The following is a 16,992-nucleotide window of genomic DNA, read 5'->3' as shown; positions in this document are numbered from 1 at the left end:
GAGCGGAGGTGCGTGCGCAGAGCGGGCAGCCGGGCGCAGTCCTCGGATCGGGCCAGCCCCTCACCCACGGCCAGAAGTGAAAGGAGCGTGGACGTTGTGCTCGGTCAGGTCGGACGCATGCCGGTCAGCAAGACGAATCCCTGCAGCTCAGTGGCCATCCGGCCGCCCGAGCACCGTCGCTTGGCAAGCGGACGCGGCCCCGTCTCGGCGGAGCGCCGCGTCCAGCTCAGCGATCGCTCGCCGTGTGCCAGATTCGTGCCGCAAGGTTCGTCGGCATTCTTCTTCGCGGCGGTGTCGTGTTCCCCGTTCGGCGGGTCGCTCCGAGACACCCGACAACGGATGCCGCAAGAGGCACACCTGTGCGATCATTCGCTGATTTCGCCGTGCGCCGCCCTCGACCCGCGGTCACCTGGGCCCCGGCATCACCTGCGTCGCTCGACGCCGTCCTGGGGGGAACGCAATGCCCTACCGCCTGTGTGTCCGCGAGAGACCCGCGGCGTACACCGCGCTCCTGTTCACACTCACGCTGTCGGTCCTGCTGACGGCCCTTCTCCCGGTCGGCGCGGCACAGGCGTCCGACGGCACCATGACCACGGCCGCGTCCGATGCCACCACATCCGCCACCATGGCCGGCAGTACCGCGTCGTCCGCCCCGGCCGCCACCGCCGCCGACGACTGCGCCACCCTTCCGCTCGCTCCCTTCGGCGACCCGGGTTCCGCGGTGGGCAAGGCGACGGTCGCCGCCGACGGCAGCGCCTGCTTCACCTTCACCGCCGAACAGCCCGGCCTGCACCGCGTGTTGACACAGAGGAGCGCGACGACCGCCGAGGTCTTCGACGGTGAGACCCAGCTGGACTGCTACGACGTCACGTGGGGCAGCGGCTGGTGCGCGCTGCCGCGCGCCGGCGCCTTCACCCTGAAGCTGACCAACACCAGCTGGGGGACCGGGAGCCGCGAGATCCCCGTGACCGTCACCCCGCTGGCGGCCACCGCGGGCTGTGCGCAGGAGACCGGCACCTCGTGGGACCTGCCCCCGGTCACCGGCTCCGCAGTCTCTCCGTACGGCCTCGTGTGCCATCCGTTCACGGGAAAGCCCGGCGAGCGGATCACGGTCGACTTCGGCACCGACACGTACGGCGAGAGCGTCAACTGGATCACCGATGAGACCGGTGCCCATATCTGCCCGCACTTCAACGAGGACGACAGCGACGGGTGTGTGCTGCCCGGCGACGGGCCCTACCGGGTGCTGGGGCACGTCAGCCAGGCCGAGCGTGGTTTCCCCGCCCCGTACACCCTGAAGATCCGCCGGTTGTCCGACCCCGCGGGTTGTGCGCGTGTCCCGGTGAACGCGTACAACTCCGCGCCCACCACGGCGGATCCGGCCACCGGCTGCAAGGTCTTCACCACCACGGCGGCGGGACGGTACAGCGTGTACGAGGTGACGGACGGGGCCCGTTCCTCCCTCCCCGTGTACGACCGTGGGGGGAAGACCGTGTGCGCCGGCTGCGGCATCCCGGCCGGTGACTACACCGTCCTCACCGACCACCCCACCCTCATCCTCGACCGCGTCGGCACCGCCGGCTGCGAGCCCGTCGAACTCGGCACCCACCAGGGCACCTTCGCCACGGCGGGCGAGACCGACTGCCTGACACTGCCACTGCCCGAGGGCGCCCGGATGGCCGCGCTGACGCCCCTGAGCGGTCCTGCTCCCCAGCCGGAGGTCGTGGTCGTCGACGCCGACGGCGTCCAGCGATGCAACGGGGAGTCCCTCGGCACGGGCACCTGCGCGCTGACCGGCTCCGCCCCGTTCCGCGCCCTGGTGTCCACCGACGACGACAACACGGCGACCGGCTCGTACCGCCTCGCCCTGCACCGCACCGACGCGGCGAACGGCTGCCCGGCCATCCCGGCGGGCGACTTCACCGCCGACGGCGCCGCGGCCCGGTTCGGCACCGGCGGCGGCGTCTTCTCACACTGCCTGTCCATCCCGGCGGACGACCACAGCGCGATGGAGAACCTCCAGCTGCGGGCCGTCTCCGGTGGCTCCACCGCCGAGTTCTCGGTGCTGGACGCCGACGGCAAGCGGGTCTGTGACGTCTGGCCCTCCCTGTCCACCTGGACCACCTGTGCCCTCGCCCCGGGCGTCGCGCACACGGTGCTGGTCACCGGCCGCGACACCGCCGCCGAGTACACCCTCGCCCGGCGTGACGTCACCGCCACCGCCAAGGGCTGCGCGGCAAACCCGGCGACCGCGGTGGACGGCCCGTCCACGGGCGGCACTCCGGCCGCACCCGGCCTGCTGCTCTGCCGTCAGGTGACCACCGCCGACGTCGGCGACACCCTGCACCTCGATGTCCGCGACCCGCTGGGCACCGCCAACATCCTGGTGTACGACGCGAAGGGCGACGCCGTCTGCTCGTACCGCAACAAGGCGTGCGCGGTCACCGGCTCCACCAGCTACCAGGTCCTCGTCACCGTCCCGGCGAACCTGAAGGCCGCCGAGTCCTACCGGTTCGACGCGCTGCGCATCGCGACCCCCGCCGGACCGGCCACCGAGTGCGCCAAGGTTCCGAACGTCAGCTACGGGTACGGGCCGGTCACCGGCACCCTGGACGAGCAGCACACCGCGGTCTGTGCGGCGCTGCCCACCGCGTACAGCGACCGCTTCGACTTCGTGGTCGGCGACACCGCGGGCCGCACCCAGACGGCCGTACCCGCGCTGTACGACGCCAGTCTGGACAACACCTGCACGCTGTACATCCCGACCGGCTACAAGTGCTCGGTGAATGAGCCGTACACGACGAAGGTCACCCCGAGCATCCTGGTCGTCGGGCTGCCCGAGAAGGCCTCGCAGACCGCCTACAAGGCGGAACTCGTCTGTACGTCCTCGCTCTGCGGCACCGAGAAGATCACCGTCGGCACGGTCACTCCGGCCAGCGGCGTCAGCGGCACCAAGACCACGGTGACCGTGACGGGCACCGCCCTGCACAAGGACGACAAGGTACGGATCGGCAAGTCCGGCAAGACGGTCGAGTCCACCACCACTTCGGTGGCCGCCGACCGGAAGTCCCTGACGGCCGTTCTGGACCTGACCGGACTCACCCCGGGCGACTGGAACCTCGGCGTCATCACCCACAACGGCTGGGAGTACCCGCGTGGCTCCTTCACGGTCAGCCCGGCGCCGCTGAAGAACACCACGGCCCCGGCCGTCACCGGCACCGCCCGGGTCGGCTCCAAGCTCACTGCCGCGCCCGGTTCCTGGACGCCGGCCCCGGACTCGTACACCTACCAGTGGAAGGCCGACGGCCAGGTGATCTCGGGGGCCACCGCCTCCACGTACCTGGTACCCGCCTCGCTGCGCGGCAAGAAGGTGACCGTGGCCGTCACCGCACGCAAGAGCGGCTGGGAGAGCACGACTGCCGAGTCCTCCGCACGCGTCATCACGGCGGCGCCCAGGGACCACGCGGGTACCGGTTCGGTGCCGGACGGCGTCGGGGATCTGCTGACGCTGAACTCCAGCGGCTCGCTCACCTTCCAGCATGGTTCCGGTGCGGGTGTCTTCTCGGGCAAGACCAGCGGCTCGCGCTGGTCGACATCGGTCAGGGCGGTCCCGTTCGGGGACGTGAACGGCGACCGGTGCAACGACGTGCTGGTGCGGATGGCCGACGGCTCCCTGCGGGCGTACCGGCCGGGCTGCGGGAAGGCGGTCACGCCGTCGACGTCGTACGTGTCGCTGGGCACGGGCTGGAACCAGTACAGCGTGCTGACCTCGCCGGGGGACATCACCGGTGACGGGCGGACGGATCTGATCACCCGTAACTCCTCGACCGGGGCGGTGTACCTGCACAAGGGCACCAGCGACGGGAAGCTGGCGACGCGGGTGAAGCTGTACGACGGCTGGCGGAGCTACAAGAAGATCGTCGGGGTCGGGGATCTGAACGGCGACGGCCACGGGGATCTGGTGGCGCAGGATGCCTCGAACGAGCTGTGGCGCTACAACGGCACGGGCACAGGGAAGTTCGCATCCCGGACGAAGGTGTTCGACGACTGGGGTGCGGCGTACAACGTCGTCGTCGGCGTCGGGGACATCACCCGTGACGGGAAGGCGGACCTCGTCTCCCGGGACACCTCCGGCAACCTGTGGCGCAACAGCGGCAACGGCAGCGGCTCGTTCTCCGGCCGGGTGAAGATCGCCACCGGATGGCAGGGCTACAAGGCACTCTTCTGATCCGCGTCGTGAGAGGACGAGGAAGGCCCCGACCGGTTGTGGTCGGGGCCTTCCTCGTCCTCAGTGGCGGAGACGTTCGCAGCCGGCTACTCCACACACATGGAGCCGGCAGTGACGGTTCCTTCTCAGCTTGGGAAGCGACGGCGCTTGGGGAGACGGAGAGCCGTGGTACTGACCTGCACTCCCACGCAGATGAGCCGGAGGGCAGCCCTCAGCCCGCCGTTCCCGGGCGATGACGGTACCCGTCCTGCGCGGGCTTCGTCGTGTGCGGTGCACAAGCCCGTTGCGCAGTGGGCACTTGACCGCCGAGGGTCCTGTGTCAGAGCGGGAGGTCATCGGGAAGTACCCGGAACGCCTTGTAGCGGCCCAGCGGACGTACAGCTCGGAAGTCTCGTCGGTCGAGGGTGAGAATCGCGTCCGTGTCGTAGTCGGCGGCAAGCGCCACGTTCACCGCGTCGGCGAGGTCGAGATCCAACGCACGGTAGCGGACACGGACGGACTGGGCGGCGCCCAGGTGGCTCTCCGTGATCTCCGGCATGACGACACGACCCCGGCCCATCCAGCGCCGCAGGTCGTCGACCGCGCTGAGGGCGGCCTCCCTGCCGAGCTCACGCGTCGCCACGTGATCCAGTTCGGCCAGCAGAAGCGGGGACATGACCAACAGACCGGCCGCCATGATCGCCTCGTTGGCCGCCGCGTGGTCCTGATGCGTCTCGTCCAGGGCCGCCAGAAGTCCGGACGTATCGGCGATGACAATGATCACGCAGCGGATCCGGAACCCGAGCCGGTCTCACGCCGGACGGCCTCGGCGACCGTGTCACGGACCTCCGCCTTGGACAGCGTGCGCCCCGACCCTTCGAACGTGCGCGAGAACAGCGGCTCGTCCCAGACCCTGTTCGCCATGGCCGCGAGGTGGATGCCCTGGCGGATGATCTCGGCCTCGCTTATCCCCCGGCGCTTGGCGGCCTCCTTGATGATCGCCAGGTCCTCGGGGTCGGCGTAGACGTTGGTGCGCTTCATGGACATGTACCAAGGGTAGTCCATGTACCGGATTGATGTATCCGTGCAGGTCCCCATGTCCCCGTGGACGGGGACTCCCCGAGCCGACCTCACAGGCTCCGCCCCCGGTCCCGGACGCTCCCCGACTGAGCCTGGTCTGGGCGCTCGCCGGAGGCCGGACGTAGGAGGCGACGATGCTCCGGACGCGGCTGTGCGATGTGCTGGGCATCGAACTGCCCGTGATCGGCGCACAGCCCGGGACGACGGCGCCCAAGTCAGGACCACCGATCTCGCCTCCGGCGCAGGGAGCCCGCCGTCACGACCGGTCCGGAGCCGGGTCGGGCGTGGTCGGGGTTGCGGCGCCGGATCCGGCGAGGGCGGCGGACGCCCGCGTGGAGGCCCAGTGCATCAGGCGCTCCAGCGGCCCGCGGCCCAGGAAGCGGCGCCACAGGCCGCAGAACACCACGGCACCGAGGACGAAGCCGAGCAGCGGCACCCACGGGTGCGCGGCCATGGCCTCCTCGGGGGGCAGGAACCTCAACGCCACGACCTGGGCCGCGTACGCGGTCAGGGACAGCGCCCCGACCGCCGTGAGCGGCGCGAGCAGCGTGCGGAAGCGGTCGCCGACGAGCAGGCAGAGCGCGAGAACCGCCAGGGCACAGCCGCCCGAGCCGACGATCTCGAACGGGGTTCCGCAGTGCGGGCCGTCGAGCAGCAGGTTCGCCGGGGTATCGGTGGGGACGGTCCCGAGGTTCGACCTCTGCATCAGGTCCAGCGGCTCCATGGCGAGTCCGGCGGCCACCGGACGCATGAAGTCCAGCTTCGGCTGAAGGGCCTCCAGGCCTCCGAAGGCGTGCAGCGCAAGCCAGGAGCCGCCGCTGCCGACGACGGTGAGAGCGACACCTGCGGCGAGCAGCCGAAGACGGATCGTGGTCGACCGGAGGTCGAGACGTCCGACGGCGAGCCCTGCGAGCACGAACGGCATCCAGGTCATGACCGGATAGGTGCCGTCCAGCAGGAGACGGAGGAGCCCCGGTCCGGCGTCCGACAACGAGGTGAGGTCCCTGAACATCAGTGCGCCCCCGCCGGTGCCCTCGCTCCCTTCCACCTCGCGCCGCAGGAAGAACGACACCACCGGCCCGGCCACCGCCCAGGCAGCGGCGAGCACCGCGAGAATGCGGGGCGGCACGCGGAGGAGCGGCAGCGCCAGCAGGAAATAGAGGGCGTAGAAGGAAAGGATGACGATGACTTCGGTGCTGATCTGAGCCAGTGCCATGCCGAGGACGAAAAGGATCGCCGCGCGCACGGCGATCCGGGCTCGGTCCCTTCGCCGTGCCACTCCGTTGTGCGGCCGGCTGCCCCCGGTCAGCAGGGCCAGTGACACCCCGGCCAGCGTGGCGAACAGGATCGACGCGTGCCCGTCGCTGACGGCTTCCAGGAAGTGGGCAGGGGCGCCTGCTTTCCGTCCGAGTTCGGACAGGACCAGGGCCGGACCGGTGTGCGAGACGAACATTCCCAGAACAGCCAGTGCCCGCGCCAGATCCACCCCGTCGAGACGACCGGTCTTCGATGCATCCGATGCAATCGACGGCGAACCCGCGGGCTGAATTCTTGTTTCCGCGTGGATCGATGAGGTCATGCGAGCAAGTTACGGCGCGAGAATTACCGGGACGTCCGCCACGACGTCCGGGTCGACCTCTCGGCCGACCCGGACGGGCGAACCTGTTGCCGACCAGTACGGTCAACCGCCCCCAGGTGTGCCGTTCGGGCTACTGCACGTCCACGAAGTCGCCGGTCGCCACGGCGGCCGGGGTCGTCGTGTTGCCTGCGAAGTTCCAGCGCCAGTAGCCGTCTTCGGACGCGGGGGCCGTGGTCGTCAGGTTGCCGGTGCTGTTGGTGTACACGGTCTTGACCGTGGTGTAGGTCGTGGTGCCGGCCTTGCGGAACTGGAGCTTGACCGGCTGGTTGGTGTAGCCCCGGTAGTCGAGCGTGTCCCAGTTGGCGCGGCTGAGCTTGCCGGTGATGGTGAGGGTCTTGCCCTTGGCGATCGGCTCGGGACTCGCGTTGACGGTCAGCTTGGAGTGCCGCTGGAGGCGGGTGGTGGTGGAGGCCCACCGGTCGGTGGAGCTGCCGTCGTTGGCCGACACCTGGGCCTGGACCTTCCAGGTGCCGGCATCGGCGTTCGTGAGCCACCAGTCCGGCTCGAAGGTGAAGGTCTTCGAGCAGGTCGACGTCGTACTGCTGGAGGCGACGCAGTCCGCCGGCGTGGTGTTCTCGTCGGGATCGATGCGGCCCTCGGCGCTGTAGTAGGGGTCGCTGCCGTCCGGGCCCCGCCACAGGCTGAAGTCGGCGTCCCAGATGCCCGACGGGTCGGTGGCGGTCACCGAGACCGTGATCGTCTTGTCGGCCGTGTCGATCACTATGTTCTTGCCGCCGTTGACGACGACGCCGTCGACCTGGACGTCCCCCACGTTGTCGTCGGCGTAGGCACCGGGAACGGCGAGCCCTGCCGCTGCGGCGACGGCGGTGAGTACGGCAAGGGCAGCGCGCTTGCGCATGTGTCTCCTTCACGGAGTGGTGAGTGGGAACCGCCGGGCGGGCGGTGCGGAGTGGGCAATGGCGTCCCTGCCGCAGTTGTCCAGCGCATCCGCGTGCTCAGACGTCACCCGGCGTCCGCGAGGCCCCCCTGGGCAGCGTGTGCCGGACCGTGCCGGGTGCGTGCCCGTGTCTGTGGGGAGGACTTGGTCCTCCCCCGGCCCCAGCCGATGAAGGATTCAGTCGTCGGACGTCCGCCCCAGGCGCGGCACCTGCGGGGACTTCGCCGCCTCCGCCTCCGCCTTGGCGTCGCTCACCGCGGCGGCGGCCTGCTTTCCGGCCTCGTCGGCGGCCGCGGCGGCGTCGAGGGAGACCGTCGAGGGCGCGTCGAGCTGCGGGACGGAGGGCTCGGGCGCGGCCTCGTCGCCGGCCGTGGCCGGTTGCTCGGGGTGCGCGGGGCGGGGAGCGCCTGCCGCCGCCTCGTCGCCGAAGGCGCGGGTGACGGTCCGGACCGCCTCGGTCAGCTCCCCGGGGATGACCCAGAAGGTGTTGTTGTCGCTCCTGGCCAGGTGCGGGAGGGTCTCCAGGTATTTGTAGGCCAGGATCTTGGGGTCGGCGTTGTTGCGGTGGACGGCCTGGAAGACGAGCTCCACCGCCTTGGCCTCGCCGTCCGCCCGCAGGATCATGGCCTGCTGGGTGCCCTGCGCCTCCAGGATGTCCTTCTGCTTGGTGCCTTCCGCGGTGAGGATCTTGGCTTGCCGCTCCCCCTCGGCGTGCAGGATGGCCGCCCGCTTGTCCCGCTCCGCCCGCATCTGCTTCTCCATGGCCTCCTTGATGGTGTGCGGTGGATCGATGGCCTTGATCTCGACGCGGTTGACGCGGATGCCCCACTTGCCGGTGGCGTCGTCGAGGACGGCGCGCAGCCGGGAGTTGATCTCCTCGCGCGAGGTGAGCGTCTCCTCCAGGTCCATGCTGCCGATGACGTTGCGCAGCGTGGTCACGGTGAGCTGGTCGATCGCCTGGAGGTAGTCGGCGACCTCGTACGCCGCCGCCCGCGGGTCCGTGATCTGGTAGTAGAGCACCGTGTCGATGTTCACCACGAGGTTGTCCTCGGTGATCACCGGCCTGGGGTCGGACGAATAGACCTGCTCGCGCACGTCGAGTTTGGTGTTGATGCGGTCGGCCACCGGCAGGACCAGGTTCAGGCCGGGCTGGAGCGTCCGGCGGTACCGGCCGAACCGCTCGATGTTGTAGCGGCGGGCCTGCGGGACGATCCGCACGGTGGAGGCCACGAGGAAGACGATGACGAGGGCCGCCACGAGAATGGGGATGACAACTGGATCCACAGTGCCTCCGTAGCCGTGTGTTCAGCCGTTCAGGGAAGGAGCTCTCGGGGGTAGACGATGGCGGTGGCCCCCTCGATCTCCATGACGTCGACCAGCGCTCCCACCGGGATCACATGGCTCTCGTCGAGGGCGCGCGCGGACCATTCCTCGCCGGAGAGTTTGATCAGGCCGCGGGTCGCGGTGACCTCCTGCATGACCTCGGCCCGCTTGCCGATCAGCGCGTCGCTGCCGTCGCGGATGAGGGGCTGCTGCTGCATGTGCCGCAGGGCGACGGGACGGACGAGGACGAGGCCGGCCGCAGCCGCTGCCCCCAGGGCCAGGAGCTGGCCGAGCAGGCCGATGCCGACACCGGCGACGACGGCCGCGACCAGCGCGGCGCCCGCCAGCAGCCCGAAGACCAGGGTCAGAGTGAAGAACTCCGCGGCACCCAGCGCCGCGGCAGCGAGCAGCCACAGGAACCACGGCATCGATTCGCCCTTCTTTTGGGGCTTTCTCCACCAAGTTACCGCCCGGACACGCCGGGCAGAACAGACACGGCAGCCGTGGTTCTCCCTCGCACGTCGGGGTCAGCGCGGCTCCGGGGAGCGGGCGGGCGCGGGAGCGGTGCCCTCGTGCGCCGCGGTCATGGCGTCGTCCCGCGCGGCCTCCGCCACCGGGGTCCTGGGTGCCGGCAACCGCGGTCCGGGCCTCGGGGTGGTGCGTACGTAGCCGTAGATCACCGAGGTCATGGCCAGGATGAGCAGAGGTCCGGACACCTGGGGACGTGCGGCCATCTCCGTCGGCAGATAGCGGTACGACACCAGGAGCGCGGTGAAGACCGCGGTGCCGTAGGCGACCAGCAGGACGCCCGGCCGGTCCCAGCCGCGGTCGAGGGAGCGCAGGGCCGCCTCGATGGTGAGGGCGAACACCACACCGGCGATGAGGTCCACGCCGTAGTGGTAGCCGAATCCCAGGGTCGCGGCGAGGGTGACGACCAGCCAGAACGTACCGGCGAACCGCAGCGCCCGCGGCGCCCTGCGGGTGTGGACGAAGATCGCGACAGCCCACGCGGTGTGCAGGCTGGGCATGCAGTTGCGGGGGGTGATCCCGTCGTACGTCATCGGATGCGGGGTGGTCACCGGCAGTGGCGTGTGCGGCCACAGGTTGGCCGCCGCCCACTCAACGCCGCCGGTACCGGAGGCGCCCGGACCGTAGGCGAAGACCGGGCCGACCACCGGGAAGATCATGTAGAAGGCCGGTCCGAGGAGGCCGATCACCAGGAACGTGCGCACCAGGTGGTGGCTGGGGAAGCGGCGCTCGACCGTGACGTTGCGCAGCTGGTAGAAGGCGACGACGACCGCGGCCACCGCGAGCTGGCCGTAGACCAGTTGGAGCAGATGGCTGCTGTAGGGGTCGGTGGCCTCGACGATCCGGCCGGCCAGCCAGGAGGGGTTGCCCAGCGCATGGTCGGCGGTCGCCACGTACTGGTCGAGCACCGTCGGGCGGGTCTTCGCCGTGATGAACAGCCACGTGTCGCCGACCTTGCGGGCGGCGACCAGCAGCAGTCCCAGCCCGACGCCTTTCAGCAGCAGGACGCGGTCCGGGCCGGTGCGGCGGGTGACGGCGATGACCGCGGTGCCCAGCATCACCCACAACGCGCCCGTGCCGAAGACGTGGCCGCCCGTCATGTCGGCGTCCGCCGCCCACCGCACCGGCAGGAGAACGGCGTCGATGCCGAGCGCGGCGCCGGCCGCGATGAACCGCTGCCGCCAGGTGAGTACGACCATCATCAGCCCCAGACCGCCGTACAGCGGCCCCGGCTTGGGGGCGAGGACCAGGCCCTTCACCTGGTTGGTGATCGGCCCCGGTTCGCCGTAGCGGCGTGCGGCGATCTCCAGCGCGATGAGGAATCCGAGCGTGACCACACCCGCCGCGCCCCACAGCAGCACGCGCCGGCGGTGCTCCGCACCCCACGAACTCATGTCGCCTATTCGCGAAAACACCCGCGATGATCTGGCTTTCAATCTTTTGGCCGATTCTTCCGAATGGCTGGGCAGATGGAGAGCGATGGAGGGACCATCGCGAGCTCGAACATGCTATCGGAGGGTGCCGGTCCTGACCGGCGGAGGCGGCTCCGCCCTCTCACGAAGTCACCCGTATCGCCGTCCGCACCAGGTCCGCGACCGCCCGGGACCGGCTGTGGGGTGGCCAGGCGATCACCGTGGTGACTGTCGGCGCGTCCGGCACCGGCACGGCGGCCAGCCCGGCGCGCAGTTGGGTCCGGCAGGACTCCGGCGCGATCCAGCAGGCGCGGCCGAGGGCGATCAGCTGGAGGAGCTGGGCGTGGTCGCGGGCCCGGGGGCCGGGGCCGGCCGGGTAGGTGCCGTCGGGACCGGGCCAGCGGGGCATCGGCAGGCCGGGGAGGCCGGTGACGTCGGCCGTACGGAGGTGGGGCCGGCCGGCGAGGGGGTGCCCGGCCGGGAGGATCGCGACCTGGCCCTCCGTGCAGAGCTCTTCGGTGTCGAGGCCGGCCGTGGTGTCGAACGGCAGGTGCAGCAGCGCCACGTCGGCCCGGCCGTCGCGCAGCATCGGTCCCTGCTCGCCCATGCCGCACAGGAGCAGGTCGACGCCGGCGGCGTCGGGCTCGGCGGCGTGGGCGTCGAGCAGTTTCGCCAGCAGCTCACTGGACGCGCCGGCCTTCGTGACGAGCACCACGCCGGCCTGGCCGGCCGGGGCGTGCGCCGCGCGGCGGGTGCGGCGTTCGGCGGCCTCGACCGCTTCGAGCGCCGCCCGGGCCTCTCTCAGGAGCACGGCTCCGGCCTCCGTCAGGGTGACCGCGCGGCTGCTGCGTTCCAGCAGGACCGCCTTCAGGCGCCGTTCGAGCCGGCCGATCGCCCGTGACAGCGGGGGTTGCGCGATCCCGAGCCGCTGGGCGGCCCTGCCGAAGTGAAGCTCCTCGGCGACGGCGACGAAGTACCGCAACTCCCTTGTCTCCACGCCGTGATGGTACTGCTCCCACCTGCTCCGGGCTGGGCCGATCCGCTCCGAGCTGGGCCGATACCCGTGCGGTATCGCCGCCCACCCGATCGGTGTTGGCCCGCGGCGACCGGGCGCGGACAGGATCGCGGCATGAGCGAACAGACGATCGCGCTGGTGACCGGCGCGAACAAGGGCATCGGATACGAGATCGCGGCGGGCCTGGGCGCCCTCGGCTGGAGGGTCGGGGTCGGCGCCCGGGACCGGGAGCGGCGCGAGAGCGCCGTGGCGAAACTGCGGGCGGGCGGTGCCGACGCGTTCGGCGTACCGCTCGACGTGACCGACGACGCGAGCGTGGCCGGGGCCGCCGGACTGGTCGAGGAGAGCGCCGGGCGTCTCGACGTGCTGGTCAACAACGCCGGGATCACCGGCAGCGCGCCGCAGCTGCCCACCGAGGTGGACCCGGCGACGGTACGGACGGTCGTGGAGACCAACGTGATCGGCGTCATCCGCGTCACCAACGCGATGCTGCCGCTGCTGCGCCGCTCGCCGTCGCCCCGGATCGTGAACATGTCCAGCGGCGTGGGCTCACTGACCCGGCAGACCACTCCGGGCAGCGACACGGGCCCCATCGCCGCCGCCTACTCACCGTCCAAGACCTTCCTCAACGCCGTCACCGTCCAGTACGCCAAGGAGCTGCGGGACACCGGCATCCTCATCAACGCCGCGTGCCCCGGCTACTGCGCGACCGACCTCAACGGGTTCCGCGGGGTCCGCACCCCGGAGCAGGGCGCGGCGGTCGCGATCCGGCTCGCGACGCTGCCCGACGGCGGCCCGAGCGGCGGCTTCTTCGACGACGAGGGCGAGGTGCCGTGGTAGCCCCGCCGGGGGCCGCGGGCCGGTTCAGCCGAAGGGGACGGCGTCCGTCGCGGAGGTGTGCCAGTTGGTGACGACCGGCTGGTCGACGGTGACGGTGCCGACCTTCAGGGAGACCGGGTTCGGGTCGTCGTCACCGACGGCGACGATGATGCTGTCCAGCTCCTTGCCGCCGTCACCCTGGGTGCTCTTGGGGTTGACCCCGGCGTAGGCGGTGGTGCTGCCGCTCAGGGTGATCTGCTCGCCCACGGCCTGCTCCGCGGGGCCCGCCTCGGTGCCGTCGGATCCGAACGCCACGGTCGGCAGCGCGGCAGGCAGGACACAGGTGATTCCCGGCTTCGCCTTCGCGGAGATGAGGATGTAGCCGCCTGCCTGGGTCTCGGACCGGGCGTTCCAGGAGAGGTCGTTGGCGCCGCAGCTCTGCCCGACCGGCTCCCGCTTGCCGTTGCCGGTGTCGGCGCCCGAGCCGGCCCCGTCCTCGCTTCCCCGGCCCGCCGCACCGGAGGTCTTGCCCGCCGCGCCGGTGCCCTTGCCGGTGCCCGCGGCCGACGCGCCGGACGGGGTGGCCGCGTCGCCGGACGTGGTGGCGGACGAAGAACCCCGCGCGGCGCCGGTGTCCGCGGCCTTGTCCGAGTCCTGGCACGCGGTCATCAGCAGGGTGCCGCTCACGAGGGCTACGGAGACGAGGAAGGCCTTGCGACGGTTGCCGGACATGAAATCCCCTTGTTCATCGGCTGGTTGAGACCGTGGTCGGTTCGGCCTCCCGGTGTTTCTCGGTCACTAGGAGGGCGCCGGAAGCCGGGGGGATCCCGTCGTCGCCGTTCCCGCACAGCGCTGTCACCGATCGGTGACATGTGCACGCGGTCGCGGCCCGGCGGGGCCGAACGGGTGATGTGACCTTCGTCGCGGCAGCGGCGTTCCGGTGCCATCGCCGCCGTGCCGTGCATCGGCGGAGGTCACGGGGCCGGTGCGGGAGGGGGCGACAGGAAGATCCGCGCCCGCGGAGGGCAATATCTGTGCCCGCAAAATGAGAAATAGAAGCGGGGCCCGCCGAATATTCCCCGATCGCCCGCCGGGACAGACTTTTTGAACCGCACGGCGCCGAACCCACCGTGCTACTGTCGATCTCAGTTGCAGGTGTGGTTGCCAGAAGGTTCATTTCCTACGGGGTAATCATCACGGCGACACGGAATTCACAGACGGTGAATTCCTGAAACCGCCTCCGAAGGAGAAACAAAATGGCTACTGGCACTGTGAAGTGGTTCAACTCTGAAAAGGGCTTCGGCTTCATCGAGCAGGACGGCGGCGGCGCCGACGTCTTCGCCCACTACTCGAACATCGCCGCCCAGGGCTTCCGCGAGCTGCTGGAAGGCCAGAAGGTGTCGTTCGACATCGCTCAGGGCCAGAAGGGCCCGACGGCCGAGAACATCGTGCCCGCCTGACAACGGCGCTCGCGCATATTTCGCAGCTGGGGCCCGCACCTGAAGGGTGCGGGCCCCAGCTCGCTTGTTTTTCCCGCCGGCCCGGCCCGACCTGGCCCGGCCGCAACGACTTCGGCTCGTCTCGAGATTCTCTGCGCCGCTCTCCTGCTGCGGATTTTCCTTGCCACGCGCCCATCGAGGAAGGTCCCGCATGAAGCGTGCCCGCACGTCCCGCACCTACGACCGCTTCGGAGGAGGCGACGGCACCGGCCGCCGCTCCGGCGGTCCGCGCCGCTCCACGGGCTACCGAAACCGCCCCGCTCCCCAGGGCGAGTTCGCACCGCCGAAAACGATCACACCCCCGCTGCCCGCCGTCGAGTCGTTCGCCGATCTCGCCCTGCCCGCCCGGCTGTTGGCCACGCTCGGCCATGAAGGGGTGACCGCGCCGTTCCCGATCCAGGCGGCCACCCTGCCGAACACCCTGGCCGGCCGGGACGTCCTCGGCCGTGGCCGCACCGGCTCGGGCAAGACCCTCGCCTTCGGTCTCGCCGTTCTGGCCCGGACCGCCGGGCGGCGCGCCGAGCCGCGGCAGCCGCTCGCGCTCGTCCTCGTCCCCACCCGCGAGCTCGCCCAGCAGGTCACCGACGCGCTCACCCCCTACGCCCGTTCCGTGAGCCTGCGGCTCGCCACGGTCGTCGGCGGGATGTCCATCGGCAGGCAGGCCGGACCGCAACGTCGACCGGCTGGTCCGCACCTACCTGCACGACCCGGTGGTCCACTCCGTCGACCCGTCCGCGGGCGCCGTCACCACGATGGAGCACCACGTCCTCCATGTGCACGACGCGGACAAGCACCGGACCACCACCGAGATCGCGGCGCGGGACGGCCGGGTGATCATGTTCCTCGACACCAAGCACGCGGTGGACGCACTGACGACGCACCTGCTGAGGAGCGGTGTCCGCGCCGCGGCCCTGCACGGCGGCAAGTCGCAGCCCCAGCGGACCCGGACGCTGGCCCAGTTCAAGAGCGGCCACGTGACGGTCCTGGTGGCGACCAACGTCGCGGCGCGCGGCATCCACGTCGACAACCTCGACCTCGTCGTCAACGTGGACCCGCCCAGTGATCACAAGGACTACCTGCACCGCGGCGGCCGTACCGCACGCGCCGGTGAGTCCGGCAGCGTGGTCACGCTGGTGACCCCGGGCCAGCGTCGCGGCATGAGCCGGCTGATGTCGTCGGCGGGCATCACGCCGCAGATCGCCCAGGTGCGGTCCGGCGAGGCGGAGCTGAGCCGCATCACCGGTGCCCAGGCCCCTTCCGGCGTCCCGGTCGTCGTCACCGCCCCGCGCCCGGAACGCCCCCGCGGCGCGTCCGCCCCGTCCCGGGGCCGACGGGGCCGCCGCCCCACCGGTCAGGGCCGTCCCGCCGGCGAGGCGGCACGCCCGAGGGCGCAGCGGCGGACCGGCTCCGGCTCCGCCGCGTAGCACCCGGCGCCCACCCGCCCCCCACCTCTCGGCAGGAGACACCCATGACACCGGTCCTGACGCAGCACCCCGCCACGCCCCACGCGCCGCACATCCGTGACGACATGACGGTCGAGGTGGCGCTGTCCCTCATGGCCGGTGCCAGGGTGGATCACCTCGTCCTCTGCGACGGGGACGACCAGAGCACGGGCGTGGTCACGCTGGCCCGGCTCACCGTGCTCCGGGACGCCCCCACCTACACGGACCAGGTCCGCCTCCGGGACGTCCCGGAGAGCTGACCCACAGGCGGGCGACCGCCACCGAAGCCCAGTGAGGGCCCTGCCGACGCGCGTCGGCAGGGCCCTCACTGCTGCATCCGGGGCAGGGTGGCCCGTGGCCGGAGGCAGCAGGATGCCTGCTACCGACGGACTGCAAAATCTGTCTTTGTCAGAGTAGACATTCGATCCTTGCTGGGGTTAGCCTTCTTCTCGTAGACATGGTCAGAGGAGAACCGAGGAAGGACGGAGGAGCAGACGCCATCAGGATCGCCCGGCCGGGAAGCTCTCGGTCCGGGTACCGCAAGACCCCGGATTGGATGGTGGTCCCCGGTCACGCAGCCGCGATCCCCGCACCCCTCCCGCAAGCGGGCCGGGTAGCGGAAACAGAAGGTCGGCGCAGCATGAGGGCCGACAGATGGTGTTGAATTTCCTTCGGGGCCCTGGTGCCGTACGGCACCAGGGCCCCTCGACGCGTTGCACTACGAGGTGACATGCCAGCTGATACTCCGCTCAGCGATCGTCTGGACGACGACGACTACCCCGCCTACACCATGGGCCGGGCCGCCGAGATGCTCGGCACGACCCCCGGCTTCCTGCGTGCCATCGGGGAGGCCCGTCTGATCACTCCGCTGCGCTCGGAGGGCGGACACCGCCGGTATTCCCGCTATCAGCTGCGGATCGCGGCGCGCGCCCGCGAGCTCGTCGACCGGGGAACCCCGATCGAGGCCGCCTGCCGCATCGTCATCCTGGAGGACCAGCTGGAGGAGGCCCAGCGCATCAACGCGGAGTACCGCCGCGCCGCGCAGGAGGCGTCCGGCGTGACGGATCGCGGACCGAGCTGAACGGCTGAACGCCGGCGGGTCCGTGACCCGCGCCATGAGACCCCAGGTC

General features: G+C 70.9%; 14 protein-coding genes and 1 pseudogene. 6 read left to right on the top strand and 9 right to left on the bottom strand.

Translation table 11 applies throughout. The features are described from left to right. The first annotated feature begins 460 nt into the window (after positions 1-460). Positions 461-4,228: an FG-GAP-like repeat-containing protein gene (locus OO68_RS47755; protein ID WP_051814759.1), complete on the top strand. Its 3,768-nt coding sequence runs from the start codon at positions 461-463 to the stop codon at positions 4,226-4,228. 319 nt (positions 4,229-4,547) lie between these two features. On the opposite strand, the gene OO68_RS21700 is transcribed toward OO68_RS47755, so the two are convergent. The 8 genes from OO68_RS21700 to OO68_RS21665 all read right to left on the bottom strand — a co-directional run bounded on the left by OO68_RS21700 (position 4,548) and on the right by OO68_RS21665 (position 12,084). Then, positions 4,548-4,991, bottom strand: coding sequence for a PIN domain-containing protein (locus OO68_RS21700; RefSeq protein WP_033310073.1), 444 nt, complete (start codon positions 4,989-4,991; stop codon positions 4,548-4,550). Next, positions 4,988-5,254, bottom strand: coding sequence for a ribbon-helix-helix domain-containing protein (locus tag OO68_RS21695; RefSeq protein ID WP_033310072.1), 267 nt, complete (start codon positions 5,252-5,254; stop codon positions 4,988-4,990). Before OO68_RS21695 ends, OO68_RS21700 begins: the two co-directional genes overlap by 4 nt. Before the next feature lie 289 nt (positions 5,255-5,543). Further along, a complete protein-coding gene (locus OO68_RS21690; RefSeq protein ID WP_078625399.1) occupies positions 5,544-6,866 on the bottom strand; it encodes a heparan-alpha-glucosaminide N-acetyltransferase domain-containing protein in 1,323 nt (440 codons plus the stop codon). Between the two features lie 130 nt (positions 6,867-6,996). Then, the gene (locus OO68_RS21685; protein ID WP_033310071.1) at positions 6,997-7,785 is read right to left on the bottom strand and encodes a hypothetical protein; all 789 of its coding nucleotides are present in this window, start codon (positions 7,783-7,785) and stop codon (positions 6,997-6,999) included. Between the two features lie 216 nt (positions 7,786-8,001). Then, the gene (locus tag OO68_RS21680; protein WP_033310070.1) at positions 8,002-9,108 is read right to left on the bottom strand and encodes an SPFH domain-containing protein; all 1,107 of its coding nucleotides are present in this window, start codon (positions 9,106-9,108) and stop codon (positions 8,002-8,004) included. 29 nt (positions 9,109-9,137) lie between these two features. After that, entirely contained in the window at positions 9,138-9,575 is a 438-nt protein-coding gene (locus OO68_RS21675) for an NfeD family protein (protein WP_033310069.1), read from the bottom strand. Positions 9,576-9,674: 99 nt separating this feature from the next. Beyond that, complete coding sequence (locus OO68_RS21670) at positions 9,675-11,069, bottom strand: phosphatase PAP2 family protein (protein WP_106974386.1); 1,395 nt, start codon at positions 11,067-11,069, stop codon at positions 9,675-9,677. A gap of 160 nt (positions 11,070-11,229) precedes the next feature. After that, the gene (locus OO68_RS21665) at positions 11,230-12,084 is read right to left on the bottom strand and encodes a LysR family transcriptional regulator (protein ID WP_033310068.1); all 855 of its coding nucleotides are present in this window, start codon (positions 12,082-12,084) and stop codon (positions 11,230-11,232) included. 132 nt (positions 12,085-12,216) lie between these two features. Here OO68_RS21665 and OO68_RS21660 point away from each other — a divergent pair, with 132 nt between their 5' ends. Continuing rightward, positions 12,217-12,942: an SDR family oxidoreductase gene (locus OO68_RS21660; protein WP_033310067.1), complete on the top strand. Its 726-nt coding sequence runs from the start codon at positions 12,217-12,219 to the stop codon at positions 12,940-12,942. Between the two features lie 24 nt (positions 12,943-12,966). Here the strand turns inward: OO68_RS21660 and OO68_RS21655 are convergent, their stop codons facing one another. Beyond that, positions 12,967-13,653 (bottom strand): DUF4232 domain-containing protein, encoded by a 687-nt coding sequence (locus tag OO68_RS21655; protein WP_033310066.1) that lies wholly within the window; start codon positions 13,651-13,653, stop codon positions 12,967-12,969. A 524-nt stretch (positions 13,654-14,177) separates the two neighbouring features. Between OO68_RS21655 and OO68_RS21650 the strand changes: the two genes are divergently transcribed. From OO68_RS21650 to OO68_RS21635, 4 genes and pseudogenes are all read left to right on the top strand, one after another. Continuing rightward, a complete protein-coding gene (locus OO68_RS21650; RefSeq protein WP_020119326.1) occupies positions 14,178-14,381 on the top strand; it encodes a cold-shock protein in 204 nt (67 codons plus the stop codon). A 190-nt stretch (positions 14,382-14,571) separates the two neighbouring features. Then, a pseudogene (locus OO68_RS42380) lies at positions 14,572-15,844 on the top strand (DEAD/DEAH box helicase). 44 nt (positions 15,845-15,888) lie between these two features. Next, positions 15,889-16,122 carry a CBS domain-containing protein gene (locus tag OO68_RS21640; RefSeq protein WP_051814757.1) on the top strand — a complete coding sequence of 78 codons (234 nt, stop codon included), beginning with the start codon at positions 15,889-15,891 and terminating at the stop codon, positions 16,120-16,122. Between the two features lie 470 nt (positions 16,123-16,592). Beyond that, the gene (locus tag OO68_RS21635; protein ID WP_033310065.1) at positions 16,593-16,943 is read left to right on the top strand and encodes a MerR family transcriptional regulator; all 351 of its coding nucleotides are present in this window, start codon (positions 16,593-16,595) and stop codon (positions 16,941-16,943) included. Positions 16,944-16,992 lie beyond the last annotated feature (49 nt).

The organism is Streptomyces iakyrus (assembly GCF_000717055.1).
In the GTDB taxonomy this organism is placed as follows: Bacteria; Actinomycetota; Actinomycetes; order Streptomycetales; family Streptomycetaceae; genus Streptomyces; species Streptomyces iakyrus.
The sequence above is the reverse complement of the archived record's forward strand: the minus strand, read 5'-3'. Positions and strand labels throughout refer to the sequence as shown.

Bases quoted from the DNA above. Each gene is read 5' to 3' on its own strand.
- OO68_RS47755 (WP_051814759.1), top strand. From the start codon at position 461: ATGCCCTACCGCCTGTGTGTCCGCGAGAGACCCGCGGCGTACACCGCG.
- OO68_RS21695 (WP_033310072.1), bottom strand. From the start codon at position 5,254: ATGTCCATGAAGCGCACCAACGTCTACGCCGACCCCGAGGACCTGGCG.
- OO68_RS21690 (WP_078625399.1), bottom strand. From the start codon at position 6,866: ATGACCTCATCGATCCACGCGGAAACAAGAATTCAGCCCGCGGGTTCG.
- OO68_RS21685 (WP_033310071.1), bottom strand. From the start codon at position 7,785: ATGCGCAAGCGCGCTGCCCTTGCCGTACTCACCGCCGTCGCCGCAGCG.
- OO68_RS21675 (WP_033310069.1), bottom strand. From the start codon at position 9,575: ATGCCGTGGTTCCTGTGGCTGCTCGCTGCCGCGGCGCTGGGTGCCGCG.
- OO68_RS21670 (WP_106974386.1), bottom strand. From the start codon at position 11,069: ATGAGTTCGTGGGGTGCGGAGCACCGCCGGCGCGTGCTGCTGTGGGGC.
- OO68_RS21660 (WP_033310067.1), top strand. From the start codon at position 12,217: ATGAGCGAACAGACGATCGCGCTGGTGACCGGCGCGAACAAGGGCATC.
- OO68_RS21655 (WP_033310066.1), bottom strand. From the start codon at position 13,653: ATGTCCGGCAACCGTCGCAAGGCCTTCCTCGTCTCCGTAGCCCTCGTG.
- OO68_RS21650 (WP_020119326.1), top strand. From the start codon at position 14,178: ATGGCTACTGGCACTGTGAAGTGGTTCAACTCTGAAAAGGGCTTCGGC.
- OO68_RS21640 (WP_051814757.1), top strand. From the start codon at position 15,889: ATGACACCGGTCCTGACGCAGCACCCCGCCACGCCCCACGCGCCGCAC.
- OO68_RS21635 (WP_033310065.1), top strand. From the start codon at position 16,593: ATGCCAGCTGATACTCCGCTCAGCGATCGTCTGGACGACGACGACTAC.